Origin of the sequence: Allobosea sp. 117, assembly GCF_000702305.1 — a bacterium.
Classification (GTDB): domain Bacteria; phylum Pseudomonadota; class Alphaproteobacteria; order Rhizobiales; family Xanthobacteraceae; genus Ancylobacter.
Map to the genome: position 1 here is coordinate 200,910 of NZ_JNLC01000017.1, position 14,318 is coordinate 215,227.

A 14,318-nucleotide genomic window follows, 5' to 3' on the forward strand; every position below is an offset into this window, starting at 1 on the left:
GCACGGCCTTTACATGTCGGGCACGCCTTCGCCGGACAGGTGGAACTGCCGGAAACGGCGGAAGACGGGTGTGTCGAAATCGGCCGGCGGTTCAAGGCCACCGAGCCAGGCAAACAGGTCCGGGTCCTCAACCTCGATCAGGCGCTCGAAGTCGATGACATCCGCGTCGGTCAGCGCGGCGAGGTGCGCGTCGGCGAAGCGGCCCATCAGCAGGTCCATCTCGCGGGTGCCGCGGTGCCAGGCGCGATAGAGGATACGCCGCCGGCGCTCGTCGAGCCCTGCGCTGGAGATCGTGGTGCCGGTCATATGGGCCTCGCGGTTCGCAATTGCGAGAAGGGCCGCTGTTTAGCGCGCTCCGCGGCGGCTGTCAGGTGTTTCCGTGCATGCCGTTGCGCGGCGGGCGGGGTTCGTCCACCTTCGCGCCACGATGCGGCCCGACGTCCTCAACCCCTATTTCGCCTCGATCACCGAGCTCGCCGGCATCGGGCCGAAGCTTGCGCGCCCGTTCAACCGGCTGCTCGACCGGCCGGATGGCGCGCGGGTGCTGGACCTGCTGCTGCACCTGCCTTCTTCCGCCATCGACCGGCGCGCGCGCCCGACCATCGCCGAGGCGCTGCCGGACACGGTGGTGACGCTGGAGGTCACAGTCGATCAGCACCGGCCGACGCCGCGCGGCTCGCGCGCGCCCTATCGCGTCCATGTGCATGACGAGACGGGCGACCTCACCCTCGCCTTCTTCAATGCCGATCGCGGGCGGATGGAGCGGCTGCTGCCGGTCGGCGAGGTGCGCTGGGTGTCCGGCACGATCACCCTTTATGACGGCATGCGGCAGATGACGCATCCCGACCGGGTGGTCGACGCGGCGGGCCTCGCGAAACTGCCGCCGGTCGAGCCGCTCTATCCTCTCGTCGAGGGGCTGGGCCACGGCCATGTGCGGCGCGCCGTCGATGCGGCGCTGACGATCGCGCGGGAGCTGCCGGAATGGCAGGACAGGCTCCCGGCCGGATCGCCCGGCTTCCGGGCGGCGCTTCAGGCCGTGCACCATCCCGCCGTTCCCGAGGCTGCGGGGCCGGACGGCGCGGCGTGGCGGCGGCTCGCCTATGACGAGCTGCTGGCCGGCCAGCTCGCTCTGGCGCTGGTGCGCTCGCGCGCCGTGCGGAGCACCGGCCGATCGAGCGTCGGCGACGGACGCATCGCGGCGCGGATCGAGGCCGCCCTGCCCTTTACCCTCACCGGCTCGCAGCGCGAGGCCCTGGCCGCCATCCGCGCCGATCTCGCCTCGGAGAACCGCATGCTGCGGTTGCTGCAGGGCGATGTCGGCTCCGGCAAGACGGTGGTGGCACTTCTGGCGGCGGCGTCCGTCGTGGAAGCCGGCCGGCAGGCGGCCCTGATGGCGCCGACGGAAATCCTCGCGCGCCAGCATCTGAAGACCATAGCGCCGATCGCGGCCGCCGCAGGCCTCAGGGTCGCGCTGCTCACCGGGCGTGAGAAAGGGCGCGTGCGCGAGGAACTGCTCGCCGGCCTGCGCAACGGCGAGGTTGACCTTGTCGTCGGCACCCATGCGCTGTTCCAGGAGGGCGTGGCCTTCGGCGATCTTGCGCTTGCCATCGTCGACGAGCAGCACCGTTTCGGCGTGCACCAGCGTCTCGCGCTGGCCGCCAAGGGCGAGGCCGTCGACGTGCTGGTGATGACCGCGACGCCGATCCCGCGCACGCTGGTGCTCACCTATTTCGGCGACATGGATTCGAGCGAGCTGCGCGAGAAGCCGGCCGGCCGCAAGCCGATCACCACCGCCACCATCTCCTCCGAGCGCCTGCACGAGGTTGTGGAACGGCTGGGCCACGCGCTGCGGGAAGGGCGCCGGGCCTACTGGATCTGCCCGCTGGTCGATGAATCGGAAAGCTCGGACCTTGCCGCCGCCGAGGCGCGTTTCGCCGATCTGCGCCAGCATTTCGGCAGCCGCGTCGGCCTCGTGCACGGCAAGATGAAGGGCGCCGAGAAGGATGCGGCGATGGCTGCGTTCGCGAGCGGCGAGACGCGGCTTCTGGTCGCCACCACGGTGGTCGAGGTCGGCGTCGACGTGCCGGAGGCCTCGATCATGGTGATCGAGCATGCCGAGCGCTTCGGTCTCGCCCAGCTCCACCAACTCCGCGGGCGGGTCGGGCGCGGGGAGGAAGCCTCGACCTGCCTGCTGGTCTACCGGCCGCCGCTCGGGCCGATCGCCGAGCAGCGGCTGCGGGCGCTGCGGGAATCGGAAGACGGATTCTTTCTCGCCGAGCAGGACCTGAAGCTGCGCGGCGAGGGCGACGTGCTCGGCACGCGGCAGAGCGGCTTTCCCGGCTTTCGGGTGGCGCGGCTCGAACGGCATGGCGACCTCCTCGAAGCGGCCCGCGCCGACGCGAAGGCCGTCGTGCAGGAGGACCCGGATCTTCTGGGCCCCCGCGGCCGGGCGTTGCGGCTGCTGCTGCACCTGTTCGAGCGCGACGTCGCGGTGAAGCTGCTCGATGCCGGGTAGTCCTTCCCCAAAAATTGAAGGGCTACCGCATCAAAGGCTGACCTGGGCATGGAGTTAGCGTCATTGCCCGACACGCATTTTCCGGCGCGGATGGAGGCGTTCCAATCGGCGCGCCGGCGGTTCGTGTCCTCGCGCAAGGCCGTTATAGTGCGCTGCATGATGGACGATCGCCCGAACAACATGCCCGGCCGCGCCGCGGGACGCTGGATGCTGTTCGCGCTCGGCTGGGTCTGCGTCGGCCTCGGTATCGTCGGCCTCGTCACGCCGCTGATGCCGGGCACGGTGTTCCTGATCCTCGCCGCCTGGCTGTTTTCGCGCTCCTCGCCGCGCTTCGAGGCGTGGCTGATCACCCATCCGCGACTCGGACCGGCGGTCATTGCCTGGCGCGAGACCGGCGCCGTGCCGCGCTGGGCGCAATGGGTGGCGACGGGCAGCATGGCCTTCAGCTTCGGCCTGATGGTGGCGCTGCGCGTCTCGGTGCCGGTGCTGGCGATCGTCGGCGCGATCTTCGTCGCGCTGGCCGCCTATCTCCTCACCCGCCCGGTGGCGTGACGTGAACGCACGGGACGCGATCGCCGGGCTCATCCTCGCCGGCGGCCTGTCGCGGCGCATGGGCGGGGGCGACAAGGCGCTGCGGCTTCTCGGCGGGCAGCGCATCCTCGACCGGGTCGTGGCGCGCATCCGCCCGCAGGTCGGAGCGCTGCTACTGAACGCGAATGGTGCTCCGGCGCGGTTCGGCGTGGACCTGCCGATCGTGCCGGACGCAGCGCCGGACCATCCGGGACCGCTCGCCGGCCTGCTCGCCGGCATGGACCATGTCGCCCGCCATGAGCCGCAGGCCGGCTGGGTGCTCAGCGTGCCGGCCGACTGTCCTTTCCTGCCCCTCGATCTCGTCGAGCGGCTTCAGGAAGGGCTGACCACGAAGGATGCGGCCTTCGCGGCATCCGGTGGCCGCGATCATCCAGTCGTCGGCCTGTTTCCGGTAGCGCGCCGGGATGAGCTGCGGCGCCTTCTCATCGATGACGGCGAGCGGCGCGCCGGCATGTGGACCCGCCACCTCGAAGCCGCGCGGGTCGAGTGGCCGGATACGCCCTGCGACCCGTTCTTCAACGTCAACACGCCGGACGAATTCGCGGCGGCGGAGGCCATGCTGGCCCTTCACCCCTCGGCGTGAGCCGGATTTGGAGCGTTTTCGAGCGAAGTGGAAACCGGTTCGCGTGAAGAAAGCGCTATAAGATAAGAACTTAGAGTCTTTCCGTTAAATGCGGAAAGACTCTAGCCGCCATTCCACCGTGTCGACGGGGATGGCGTGCGCTTCCACGAAATCGGCGATCGCCTCGATGTCGTTCAGGTCGATGACCGGCAGAGCCATGCCGTCGAGCGGATGGTCGGAGGCGATGGCGATGATCTTCGGGTCGTCGGGATGAAGGAACGGCTTGCCGACCTCCGCGCGATGGATCTCGATCTTCGGATGGCCGTCGCGCTTGAAGCCCTCGACCAGTACCAGATCGACCTGCGACAGACGGGCCAGCAATTCGGGCAGCTCCGGTTCCGGCGCCCCGCGCAGCTCATGCATCAGCGCCCAGCGGTTGGCGGAGGAGATCAGCACCTCGCGGGCGCCCGCCATGCGGTGGGTGTGCGAGTCCTTGCCGGGCTTGTCGACGTCGAAATCGTGATGCGCGTGCTTCACGGTGGATATGTTCAGGCCCCGCCCCACAAGGACGGGGATGAGCTGGGCGAGCAGTGTCGTCTTTCCCGCACCGCTCCACCCTGCAAAGCCGATGACCCTCATGGCGCTTCTCCCTTTTCAAGGACCCATCCGGCAGTCCCGCGGGGGTTGTCAACCCGCGGCGGCCAGGTCGGCGGCGGCAGGTCCTTGCCTGCGGCGCGCGCGGGGCTTAATCCGCCGGCCGGGAGACATTCATGACGGCTGCCGACATCCGCCTCGATCTCAGGGGGCTCAAATGCCCCCTGCCCGCGCTTCACACGCGCCGGGCGCTCGAGCGCGCGGCAGCGGGCGCGCTGGTCGAGGTGGAATGCACCGATCCGATGTCGGTGATCGACATCCCGCATCTCGTGCGGCAACTGGGCCTGACGCTGGAAGGCGAAGACAGGCGCGAGGGCTCGTTCGTCTTCCGCATCCGCGCGGCTAGAGCCCTTTCCGATCAGGTGGGATCACCTGATCGATAAGAAGGTGCTCCATTTCAATACGTTGGAGCATGCTCTAATGATCGAGGATGAAGCGCATCAGCGCGCCGTAGCCGCCCTCTCCCTCGCCGACCGGCGTCTCCTCCCGCGCCTCGTCGGCGGCGGCTTCCAGCAGATCGCGCGCGGTGACGTCGAAGCCGCGATCGGTGAGGAAGTTCACCGCATCCTCCGGCGAGGCGAAGTTCGGCACGGCCGCCGCCAGAGCGTGGCCGAGCCCCGTATTGCCGCTGGCATCCGCCCTGAGGCGCTGCATGTCGGGGGTGCTGTTCATGGGAATGGCTCCGGCAGAGAAGGCAAAGACCGCCCACCTCATAACGGCGGCGGCATTGAAGCGTTCCCGCGTGGAGCGGCCCGGTTCAAGGAGCTCCGCCAATTCACGCCGTGGAACTGCGTATAGTTTATTTGCGAAACTGCGCTAATATTGCGTCATAATGTCGCTTGATCCGGGAGGCGGCCACGGACGCCACGAAAGACGGGCAGTCACGCGACGGCATATGAAGTCGGGTGACGGGCGGCGTCTTCGTTCGTCGCGGTGCGTGTCATGAATGAGATTTCCGCAGATACCCTGGCGCGCGCTGTAGCCGCGGCCCTGGCGGAGTGGGAGCGCTCCCTCAACGAATTGCCGGACGAGGACGACGTCGACGAGGCGCGGGTCATGGAGCGCGTCGTGCTGGTGGCGCTGGCCGTGCTCCGACCGGAGATCGAGCGGGCGGCAACCGAGCGGGCAGCCTGCGGCGCGAACGCCGTCCGCGCGCCTGCCGATCACGTCCCATAGTCATCGCCGCGACAAGCCGCGTCTCGGCTTATGCGCTTGCCTGATCGAGCGCCGCGATATCCTCGGTGGCCAGCCGCAGGCTGGCCGCCTTGGCGAAGCTGGCGACATGGGCGGCGCGCGTGGCGCTGGCGATGGGCGCGGTGACGCCCTTGCGCGCGATCAGCCAGGCGAGCGCCACCTCGGCGGGCTTGGCGCCATGACCGGCCCCGACGTGGTCGAGCGCCTTCAGGATCGCCTCGCCGCGCGGGGTCAGATATTTCGCCACGCGATCCCCGCGCTGCGATTGGCCGAGATCCGCCGCCGACCGGTACTTGCCGGACAGGAAGCCGGAGGCCAGGCTGAAATAGGTCACGACGCCCAGCCCCTCGGCCATGCACAGTTCGCGCAGCACGCCGTCATAGGAGGCGCGGTCATAGAGGTTGTATTCCGGCTGAAGCACCTGATAGTGCGGCAGGCCCCTGTCCTTCGCGACCTTGAGCGCATCGGCGAGCTGGGCGGCGTTCAGGTTGGACGCGCCAATGGCCTTCACCTTGCCGGCCCGCAGGAGCTTTCCGTAAGCGGCGAGGGTTTCCTCATAGGGCGTCGCCGGATCCGGCCAGTGCGAGAAATAAAGGTCGATCGCCTCGATGCCGAGCCGGGAGAGCGAACCCTCGACCGCCTTCACGATCCATTCCTCGGACAGCGCCCCCGGATGAGGGCCGCCGCCCACGGACCCGACCTTGGTGAAGATGGCCACCCTGTTGCGCATGCCGGGGCGGGCCTTCAGCCAGTTGCCGATGATGGTCTCGGATTCTCCGCCCGTGTTGCCGGGCACCCATGCGGAATAGACGTCGGCGGTGTCGATGGCGTTGAAGCCGTGGTCGACGAAGGCGTCGAGCACCTCGAAGCTGGTCTTCTCGTCGATGGTCCAGCCGAACACGTTGCCGCCGAACACGATCGGGGCGATCGAAAGACCGGTGGAGCCCAGGGCGCGCTTTTCCATCTGTCTGACCTCGTGTCTGGCCTCATCTCTGGCGTCCCGACATTATCCCAATCGGGGCGCGGAGCTGCGCAAATGACCGCGACGTGGCGCTGCCGACATCATGGCGGTCCTCATGGCTATCCGGTTCTCGTTTCGTCGGGCGTCAGGGAATGCCGTTGATCTGCCGCGGGCTCGGCAGGAACCAGGCAAGCAGCCCGATGGCCGGGAGGAACGAGCAGATACGATACACGGCCTCGATGCCGATCACGTCCGCGATTTCCCCGAGCATCGCCGCCGCGATGCCGCCGAGGCCGAAGGTAAGTCCGTAGAAGAAGCCGCCGACCAGCCCGATGCGATCGGGCATCAGGTCGATGGCATAGACCAGGATGGCGGCGAAGGCGCTCGACATGATCAGGTTGATGATGACGGTCAGGACGCCCGTCCAGAACAGGTCCACATAGGGCAGCAGGACCGTGAAGGGGAGCGCTCCGAGAATGGAGAACCAGATGACCTTGTCGCGCCCGATCCTGTCTCCCAGCATGCCGCCACCCACCGCTCCGGCCGCCGACGAGAGGAGAAAGAGGAACAGCATGACCTGCGAGGTCTGGAGTGAAACCCCGAACTTGCCCATCAGATAGAAGGTGTAGAACGAGGTGAAGCTCGCCGTGTACGCGTTCTTCGAGAAGAGCAGCACGATCAGTATGGCGATGGCGGGAATGACGACCGAAGGCGGCGGAGCGGTGCGCTGACGGTCGAAGTCCGGTCCGGTGGCGGCCCGCGCCGCCTTGCGCTGCTTGCCGATGAGCGCGGCGCGCCCGGCCGTCCAGGTCATGAGCACCATGGCGACCAGCGCCGCCACGGAGAACCAGGCGAGACTGCCCTGACCGTTGGGAACGATGATGAAGGCGGCCAGCAGCGGTCCGAGCGCGCCGCCGGTCTGTCCGCCGACCTGGAAGATGCCCTGCGCCAGCCCGTGCTGCCCGCCGGACGCATTCCGGGCCATCCGCGTCGCCTCGGGGTGGAAGATGGACGACCCGATGCCGACGCAGGCCGCCGCCACCAGCAGCAGCGGGTAGCTCCCGGCCGATGCCAGGCCGACAAGGCCGGTCAGGGTGAATGCCATGCCGAGGACCATCGAATAGGGCATGGGATGCTTGTCGGTGTAGAGGCCGACGAGCGGCTGCAGGAGCGAGGCGGCGACCTGGAATGTCAGGGTCATCAGCCCGATCTGCCCGAAGTCGAGCGCATAGGCCGCCTTGATGATCGGATAGATCGCCGGGATGAGCGACTGGATCATGTCGTTCAGCAGGTGCGTGACGCTCAATGCGATCAGCACAGGCATAGCGGCGCGATGGGCGATTGCCGTCGACGCGTTCACGTTCATGAGAATGTTTTCTTAAGTTTTCGAAGCTGGCGTCGTATGTTCACTAACGCAAAACAGGTCGTCGGACAACTTCATCAGTAGCGTCGAGCGCCCCCGGCGCCGCACGGGGTTTCCGCCCTGTTCGTGCCGATCCTTGCCGCCCGTGGAGCTCTGGCCACGAGTGGCACCCCCGAGACTCTGAGACCCCCACCAGTGCGAAGAGGCGAGACGTCCAACCGGTTGACGTTGCCGCTCTTCCATGGCTTGGGTCTCGTTGTATTCAACGGGGAATAGCCAATGACCGCCACAGATCATCCGGCGAAGAGCAGAAGCAGCAAGGTCGCCGCGTTTGCCGCTGGGTGTATCATCGGTATCTTTGGCGGAATGATCGGCCTCGGCGGTGCCGAATTCCGGCTTCCGATCCTGATCGGCTTCTTCAGCTTTCCCGCTCTTGAAGCGGTGATTTTGAACAAGGCCATGAGCCTGATCGTCGTCGCGTTCGCGCTCCCGTTTCGCGCGAGCGCCGTGCCGTTCTCAGAGTTGGCCTCTCACTGGCCGATTATCGTCAACCTCCTTGCCGGCAGCATCGCGGGAGCATGGCTGGGAGCCGGGTGGGCGACTCGTCTGCGGTCAGAATCCCTTTACAAGGTGATCGCGCTCTTACTTGTCATGATCGCCGTCGTCTTGCTGTTGGGGCATGATCCGAATGGCACCGGGCGCCCACTCTTCGACATGCCGCTACAGGTCTTCGTCGGCATAGGCGCAGGCTTTGCCATCGGTATCGTTGCCGCGATCCTTGGCGTTGCAGGCGGCGAATTGCTCATCCCGACAATCGTTCTCCTGTTCGGCGCCGATATCAAACTGGCGGGAAGTCTGTCGTTGGCGGTAAGCCTGCCGACTATGATCGCCGCTTTTGCTCGCTACAGTCGCGATGGTAGCTTTTCGGTGCTCGGACGGAATCGGTCGTTCGCAATCACAATGGCGGCGGGGTCGATTGTCGGCGCCTTCATCGGAGGGCAATTGCTGGGAGTGGTGCCCAACGAATTTCTGCTGCCCTTCCTCGCGATCCTTCTGCTGCTTTCAGCGGTCAAGGTTTGGCGGCACACCTGAAAGGTCGGGCGCGCCGACGTGTCCCCAGTATGCCCTCCTCACAGCATACCCGCTCAGCGGCAAGTCAGTGAATTATGGGGCGCGATTTGAACCCCTGCAGGCCCCCCAGTAGCAATTGTCAGCAAAGTGAAGGCCGCAGCCTACCGCGACCTCCATCTAAGCTAACGTATTTACTCGATATTTGTGGTGAGCCCGTCGGGATTCGAACCCGAGACCCCATGATTAAAAGTCACGTGCTCTACCGGCTGAGCTACGGGCTCCCACGCGCGGGGCTTAAGCGTTTCGGCGCTGGAAGGCAAGCTTCGCCGTGATCCGCGAGCTGTGGACCATGGCACATAAGGCGTCCCGCCGCCGCTCTCGATTTTTGCAGTTTTGCAATTCTGATATTCAGAAACGCTGCTTTGTTTGCGTGTCTCGGGTGCTTAGCTTTCGGCCATGACATCACACCGGGTGGCCATGAGGCGCCCGCGATCAGGAGCCGACTGACATGGCCAAGGTTCTCGTCCTCTACTATTCCTCCTACGGGCACATCGAAGCGATGGCCAATGCGGTCGCCGAGGGCGCCCGCGAGGCCGGCGCCGAGGTCGCCGTGAAGCGGGTGCCGGAGACGGTGCCGCTGGAGGTGGCCCAGAAGGCCGGCTTCAAGCTCGACCAGGCGGCGCCCATCGCCACCGTCGACGAGCTCAAGGACTATGACGCGATCATCTTCGGCTCGGGCACGCGCTTCGGCAACGTGACCTCGCAGCTCCGCAGCTTCATCGACCAGACCGGCGGCCTGTGGTTCACCGGCGGGCTGGTCGGCAAGGTCGGCTCGGTCTTCACCTCCTCCGCCACGCAGCATGGCGGGCAGGAATCGACCATTCTGTCCTTCGTCCCCACCCTCCTGCATCACGGCATGGTGGTGGTCGGCCTGCCCTATGCCTTCCAGGGCCAGATGGGCGTCGATGAGATCAAGGGCGGCTCGCCCTATGGCGCCTCGACGATCACCGACGGCGACGGCAGCCGCCAGCCTTCCGAAGTCGAGCTTGCCGGCGCGCGCTACCAGGGCAAGCATGTCGCGTCCATCGCGGCGAAGCTGCACGGCTGAACATAGCGGGCCTCAGCGCGGGGGGATATCTCCCCGCGCCCAGCCTTCCTTCACCGCTGCGCGGAAGTCGTCGAACCGTCCCTCGTCGATCGCCGCGCGGATGCCGGCCATCAGATGCTGGTAATAGGCGAGGTTCACCCAGGTCAGCAGCATCGAGCCCAGCATCTCGTCGCAACGAATGAGATGGTGCAGATAGGCGCGCGAATAGTCCCGCGCCGCCGGGCAATCGCTTTCCTCGTCCAGCGGACGCGGGTCGTTGGCGTGGCGGGCGTTCTTCAGGTTGATCTTGCCGAAGCGGGTGAAGGCGAGCGCGTGCCGCCCGGCGCGGGTCGGCATCACACAGTCGAACATGTCGATGCCGCGGGCGACCGATTCCACGATGTCGTCCGGCGTGCCGACGCCCATGAGGTAGCGCGGCCGGTCGTCGGGAAGCACCGGCGCCACCGTCTCGATCATGCGCAGCATGACCGCCTGCGGCTCGCCGACGGCGAGGCCGCCGATCGAATAGCCCGGAAAGCCGATATCGACGAGGCCGCGCGCGGATTCGATCCGCAGCTCCTCGTCGTCGCCCCCTTGTACGATGCCGAACAGAGCGCGGCCCGGCGGCTGGGCCTCGAAGGCGCGCTTGGAGCGCTCCGCCCAGCGCAGCGAGAGCCGGAGCGCGCGCGCGATGTCGTCGTGCGTCGCCGGCAGGCGCACGCATTCGTCGAGCTGCATCTGGATATCGGCGCCGAGAAGCCCCTGAATCTCGACCGAACGTTCCGGGGTGAGCGCGTGATAGGCGCCGTCGACATGCGAGCGGAAGGTCACGCCCTCCTCGGTCAGCTTGCGCAGGCTCGCCAGCGACATGACCTGGAAGCCGCCGGAATCGGTGAGGATCGGATAGGGCCAGCGGGCGAATTCGTGCAGGCCGCCCAGTGCCGCCACCCGCTCGGCACCGGGCCGCAGCATCAGGTGATAGGTGTTGCCGAGGATGATGTCGGCGCCAAGCGCGCGGACCTGCTCGGGATACATGCCTTTCACCGTGCCGGCGGTGCCGACCGGCATGAAGGCGGGCGTGCGGATGGTGCCGCGCGGTGTCGAAATCTCACCGAGGCGCGCGGCGCCGTCGACCGCCCGCAGGGTAAATCGAAACGGATCGCTCATGGCGCAGCTTTTGGCAGCAAAAGGCAGGCGTCGCCATAGGAATAGAAGCGGTAGCCCTGCGCGATGGCGTGGGCATAGGCGCGCTTCTGCGCCTCGTGGCCGATGAAGGCGGCGACCAGCATCACGAGGGTCGAGCGCGGCAGGTGGAAGTTCGTCAGCATGCCGTCGATGAAGCGGAAGCGCGTGCCGGGCGTGATGAAGATGTCGGTCTCGCCGTGCCATGCTTTGAGCCGGCCTTCCTCGGACGCCGCGCTTTCCAGCAGCCGCGTCGCCGTGGTGCCGACCGAGACGACACGCCCTCCCCGCGCCTTCACGGCGTTCAAGGCGTCCGCGGTCACGGCGGAGATCTCGCCCCATTCGGCATGCATGCGGTGCGCGCTGGTGTCGTCCGCCTTCACCGGCAGGAAGGTGCCGGCCCCGACATGCAGGGTCACGCGATGGGTTTCGATCCCGCGCGCGGCGAGCCGCTCGACGAGCTGCGGGGTGAAATGGAGGCCGGCCGTGGGGGCCGCGACCGAGCCCTCCGCATCGGCGAACATGGTCTGATAGTCGGCGCGGTCGCGCAGGTCGTCCGGCCGCTTTGCCGCGATATAGGGCGGCAGCGGGATGTGCCCGACCGTCGCGATGGCTTCGTCGAGGGCCGGTCCCGAGAGATCGAACTGCAGGCGGATTTCGCCGCCCTCGCCCTTCTCGGCGACGGTGGCGTCCAGCGTGCCGAGCAGGCACGCTTCGTTCTCGCCGCCGAAATGGATGCGGTCGCCGATCGCGAGCCGCTTGCCCGGGCGGGCGAGCGCGAGCCATGCGTCGGGCGCGACGCGCTTGTGGAGCATCGCCTCGACGCGCACATCGCTGCCGCCGGCGCGATGACGCACGCCGTTCAGCCGGGCGGGAACGACGCGGGTGTCGTTCACCACCAGGGCGTCGCCCGGCGCGAGCAGTTCGGGAAGGTCGCGGACGTGGGCGTCGGTCAGCTCATGCGTGTCGCCGGGCCGCACGACGAGCATGCGCGCCGCGTCGCGCGGCGAGACGGGCCGGAGCGCGATGCGCTCGGGCGGCAGCTCGAAATCGAAGAGATCGACGCGCATGTCTCGAATGCCTCACCCTGCGGGCAGGGTGAGGCCGATGGGATGGAGATCACGCCGCCATCTTGGCGGAGACGATCTTGTCCGGGTTCATGACGGGCTCGCCGCGCTTGATCTTGTCGACGTTCTCCATGCCCTCGATCACCTCGCCCCAGACGGTGTACTGGCCGTCGAGGAAGGAGGCGTCGCCGAAGCAGATGAAGAACTGGCTGTCGCCCGAATCCGGGCTCTGGGCCCGCGCCATCGAAACGGTGCCGCGCACATGCCGGCCCTTGTTGAACTCGGCCTTCAGCTTCTGGCCGGAGCCGCCGCGGCCGGTGCCGGTCGGATCGCCGGTCTGCGCCATGAAGCCGTCGATGACGCGGTGGAAGACGACGCCGTCATAGAAGCCGTCATTCACCAGCTCGGTGATGCGCGCGACATGGCCGGGCGCGAGGTCGGGGCGCATGCGGATCTTCACCGGGCCCTGCGTCGTCTCGAGCAGCAGCGTGGTTTCGTCGCTCATATCTGTCTCCTCGTGTTTTGGGGCTTCGCCTCCGGCGAACCCTCACTGCGCGTCGGCGGCCACCTTCATGGTGACGATCTTGTCCGGGTTCGCCACCGGCTCGCCGCGCTTGAGCTTGTCGACATTCTCCATGCCCGAGACGACCTCGCCGATCACGGTGTACTGGCCGTTCAGGAAGGAGGCGTCGTCGAAGCAGATGAAGAACTGGGAATTGGCGCTGTCCGGCGCCGAGGCGCGGGCCATGCCGACGGTGCCGCGCTTGAACGGCACCTTGGAGAACTCGGCCGGCAGGTCCGGATATTTCGAGCCGCCGGTGCCGTTGCCGTACTGGCCATCGCCGGTCTGGGCCATGAAGCCCTCGATGACCCGGTGGAACGGCACGTTGTTGTAGAAGCCCTCGCGCGCCAGCTTCTTGATGCGCTCGGCGTGCTTCGGGGCGATGTCGGCGCGCAGGGCGATGACCACGGGACCCTTGGTGGTCTCCAGGAGGATCGTGTTCTGCGGGTCGGTCTTCTTGCCCTGCGCGGCGGCGGGCAGGGAGATCGGCACTACCGCAAGCGCGATCAGCAGCGCGGCCGGCACGGCCAGTGCGGTGATCAGGCGTCGAAGCATGGGAAAACTCCGTTGAGCGTCGCGGACATGTCGTCCGTCGGGTGTCAGGTTCTGCCGAAGCGGGCAGACAGCCGCGCCAGCACGGCGGGCGGCACGAAGGCCGAGACGTCGCCGCCCATGGCAGCGATCTGCCGCACCAGAGTGGCGGTGATGGGGCGGGCGATGGGAGACGCCGGCAGAAATACGGTCTGGACCGCCGGCGCCAGCGTCGCGTTCATGCCGGCCATCTGCATCTCATAATCGAGGTCGGTCCCGTCACGCAGCCCGCGAATGAGCAGATGCGCCCCGTGGCGGCGCGCGGCGTCGACCACCAGATCGTCGAAGGTGACGCAATCGAGCTCGGCGCCGGCCTCCGCCGCCACCGGCGCGAACACCTCGCGCAGCATGACCAGCCGCTCCTCCGCTTCGAACAGCGGCGCCTTGCCCGGATGCACGCCGATGCCCACCACCAGCCGGTCGGCGAGCCGGGCGGCGGCGCGCGCGACCTCGACATGGCCGTTGGTCGGCGGGTCGAACGAGCCGGGATAGAAGGCGGTGCGAACGGTCATGAACCTCGTGCCGGTGAAAGCGTGCAAAGCGTTAGCCGCGACGCGCGATCCGCGCAAGGGTTGTGCATCGGCTCCGATCCGGCCGGACAGCCGGTTTCAATCGGCGTCCCGCCAGTCGAAGACGAGCGGCGCCTCGCGAAAGGCGAAGCGGTCCAGATGCCGCTGCACCACGCCCTTCATGCGCTCCAGTGTCCCGGCATCGGGCGCGCCGAGGTCGAGGTCCAGATTGTCGAGCCGCGCCACGAGCTGCAGCACCGCGCCCTCCGGCAGTTCCACCTTCCCGCTTTCGGGGGTGAAGGAGACGGTGAGCCTGTGGCTCCAGTGCTTGCAGAGCTGCTGCAGATAGCGGCTCGCATGGGCGGTAGGGACGAGGCACGCACTGCTGATCATGGCCCGGCTCCGGCGG

The 14,318-nt window shown here is 67.4% G+C and carries 18 protein-coding genes and 1 tRNA gene; 7 read left to right on the forward strand and 12 right to left on the reverse strand.

Translation table 11 applies throughout. The features are described from left to right. Positions 1–9: 9 nt before the first annotated feature. The gene (locus U742_RS0119345; RefSeq protein ID WP_029356051.1) at positions 10–306 is read right to left on the reverse strand and encodes an FAD assembly factor SdhE; all 297 of its coding nucleotides are present in this window, start codon (positions 304–306) and stop codon (positions 10–12) included. A 121-nt stretch (positions 307–427) separates the two neighbouring features. Between U742_RS0119345 and recG the strand changes: the two genes are divergently transcribed. The 3 genes from recG (at position 428) to mobA (ending at position 3,689) form a co-directional block, all read left to right on the forward strand. Next, entirely contained in the window at positions 428–2,515 is a 2,088-nt protein-coding gene (recG, locus tag U742_RS0119350) for an ATP-dependent DNA helicase RecG (RefSeq protein ID WP_029356053.1), read from the forward strand. A 156-nt stretch (positions 2,516–2,671) separates the two neighbouring features. After that, positions 2,672–3,067, forward strand: coding sequence for a YbaN family protein (locus U742_RS0119355; RefSeq protein WP_248310425.1), 396 nt, complete (start codon positions 2,672–2,674; stop codon positions 3,065–3,067). Between the two features lies 1 nt (position 3,068). After that, positions 3,069–3,689, forward strand: a complete 621-nt coding sequence (mobA, locus tag U742_RS0119360) for a molybdenum cofactor guanylyltransferase MobA (protein ID WP_029356057.1) — start codon at positions 3,069–3,071, stop codon at positions 3,687–3,689. 84 nt (positions 3,690–3,773) lie between these two features. Here mobA and mobB read toward each other — a convergent pair whose 3' ends face one another. Continuing rightward, entirely contained in the window at positions 3,774–4,307 is a 534-nt protein-coding gene (gene mobB / locus U742_RS0119365) for a molybdopterin-guanine dinucleotide biosynthesis protein B (RefSeq protein ID WP_029356058.1), read from the reverse strand. A gap of 131 nt (positions 4,308–4,438) precedes the next feature. Between mobB and U742_RS0119370 the strand changes: the two genes are divergently transcribed. Further along, the gene (locus U742_RS0119370) at positions 4,439–4,705 is read left to right on the forward strand and encodes a sulfurtransferase TusA family protein (RefSeq protein WP_038362190.1); all 267 of its coding nucleotides are present in this window, start codon (positions 4,439–4,441) and stop codon (positions 4,703–4,705) included. A gap of 34 nt (positions 4,706–4,739) precedes the next feature. On the opposite strand, the gene U742_RS0119375 is transcribed toward U742_RS0119370, so the two are convergent. Then, positions 4,740–4,994: a hypothetical protein gene (locus tag U742_RS0119375; RefSeq protein ID WP_029356062.1), complete on the reverse strand. Its 255-nt coding sequence runs from the start codon at positions 4,992–4,994 to the stop codon at positions 4,740–4,742. Positions 4,995–5,264: 270 nt separating this feature from the next. Here U742_RS0119375 and U742_RS0119380 point away from each other — a divergent pair, with 270 nt between their 5' ends. After that, the gene (locus tag U742_RS0119380; protein ID WP_156034278.1) at positions 5,265–5,498 is read left to right on the forward strand and encodes a hypothetical protein; all 234 of its coding nucleotides are present in this window, start codon (positions 5,265–5,267) and stop codon (positions 5,496–5,498) included. A gap of 28 nt (positions 5,499–5,526) precedes the next feature. Here the strand turns inward: U742_RS0119380 and U742_RS0119385 are convergent, their stop codons facing one another. Together U742_RS0119385 and U742_RS0119390 are read right to left on the reverse strand one after the other, a co-directional pair. After that, positions 5,527–6,480 carry an aldo/keto reductase gene (locus U742_RS0119385; protein ID WP_029356065.1) on the reverse strand — a complete coding sequence of 318 codons (954 nt, stop codon included), beginning with the start codon at positions 6,478–6,480 and terminating at the stop codon, positions 5,527–5,529. A gap of 142 nt (positions 6,481–6,622) precedes the next feature. Then, positions 6,623–7,843, reverse strand: coding sequence for an MFS transporter (locus tag U742_RS0119390; RefSeq protein ID WP_029356067.1), 1,221 nt, complete (start codon positions 7,841–7,843; stop codon positions 6,623–6,625). A 276-nt stretch (positions 7,844–8,119) separates the two neighbouring features. Between U742_RS0119390 and U742_RS0119395 the strand changes: the two genes are divergently transcribed. Beyond that, the gene (locus tag U742_RS0119395) at positions 8,120–8,932 is read left to right on the forward strand and encodes a sulfite exporter TauE/SafE family protein (RefSeq protein WP_029356069.1); all 813 of its coding nucleotides are present in this window, start codon (positions 8,120–8,122) and stop codon (positions 8,930–8,932) included. A gap of 184 nt (positions 8,933–9,116) precedes the next feature. On the opposite strand, the gene U742_RS0119400 is transcribed toward U742_RS0119395, so the two are convergent. Continuing rightward, positions 9,117–9,192 (reverse strand) — tRNA-Lys (locus U742_RS0119400). Positions 9,193–9,419: 227 nt separating this feature from the next. On the opposite strand from U742_RS0119400, the gene wrbA reads away from it, so the two are divergent. After that, entirely contained in the window at positions 9,420–10,019 is a 600-nt protein-coding gene (gene wrbA, locus U742_RS0119405; protein WP_029356071.1) for an NAD(P)H:quinone oxidoreductase, read from the forward strand. A gap of 12 nt (positions 10,020–10,031) precedes the next feature. On the opposite strand, the gene tgt is transcribed toward wrbA, so the two are convergent. From tgt to U742_RS0119435, 6 genes are all read right to left on the reverse strand, one after another. Continuing rightward, the gene (gene tgt / locus U742_RS0119410; RefSeq protein WP_029356074.1) at positions 10,032–11,165 is read right to left on the reverse strand and encodes a tRNA guanosine(34) transglycosylase Tgt; all 1,134 of its coding nucleotides are present in this window, start codon (positions 11,163–11,165) and stop codon (positions 10,032–10,034) included. Next, a complete protein-coding gene (queA, locus tag U742_RS0119415) occupies positions 11,162–12,250 on the reverse strand; it encodes a tRNA preQ1(34) S-adenosylmethionine ribosyltransferase-isomerase QueA (RefSeq protein WP_029356076.1) in 1,089 nt (362 codons plus the stop codon). Before queA ends, tgt begins: the two co-directional genes overlap by 4 nt. A 49-nt stretch (positions 12,251–12,299) precedes the next feature. After that, entirely contained in the window at positions 12,300–12,752 is a 453-nt protein-coding gene (locus tag U742_RS0119420) for a peptidylprolyl isomerase (RefSeq protein WP_029356078.1), read from the reverse strand. 42 nt (positions 12,753–12,794) lie between these two features. Continuing rightward, positions 12,795–13,364, reverse strand: a complete 570-nt coding sequence (locus U742_RS0119425) for a peptidylprolyl isomerase (protein ID WP_156034279.1) — start codon at positions 13,362–13,364, stop codon at positions 12,795–12,797. A 44-nt stretch (positions 13,365–13,408) separates the two neighbouring features. Further along, positions 13,409–13,912, reverse strand: a complete 504-nt coding sequence (gene coaD, locus U742_RS0119430; protein WP_029356082.1) for a pantetheine-phosphate adenylyltransferase — start codon at positions 13,910–13,912, stop codon at positions 13,409–13,411. 96 nt (positions 13,913–14,008) lie between these two features. Further along, entirely contained in the window at positions 14,009–14,302 is a 294-nt protein-coding gene (locus U742_RS0119435) for a DUF2218 domain-containing protein (protein WP_029356084.1), read from the reverse strand. Positions 14,303–14,318 lie beyond the last annotated feature (16 nt).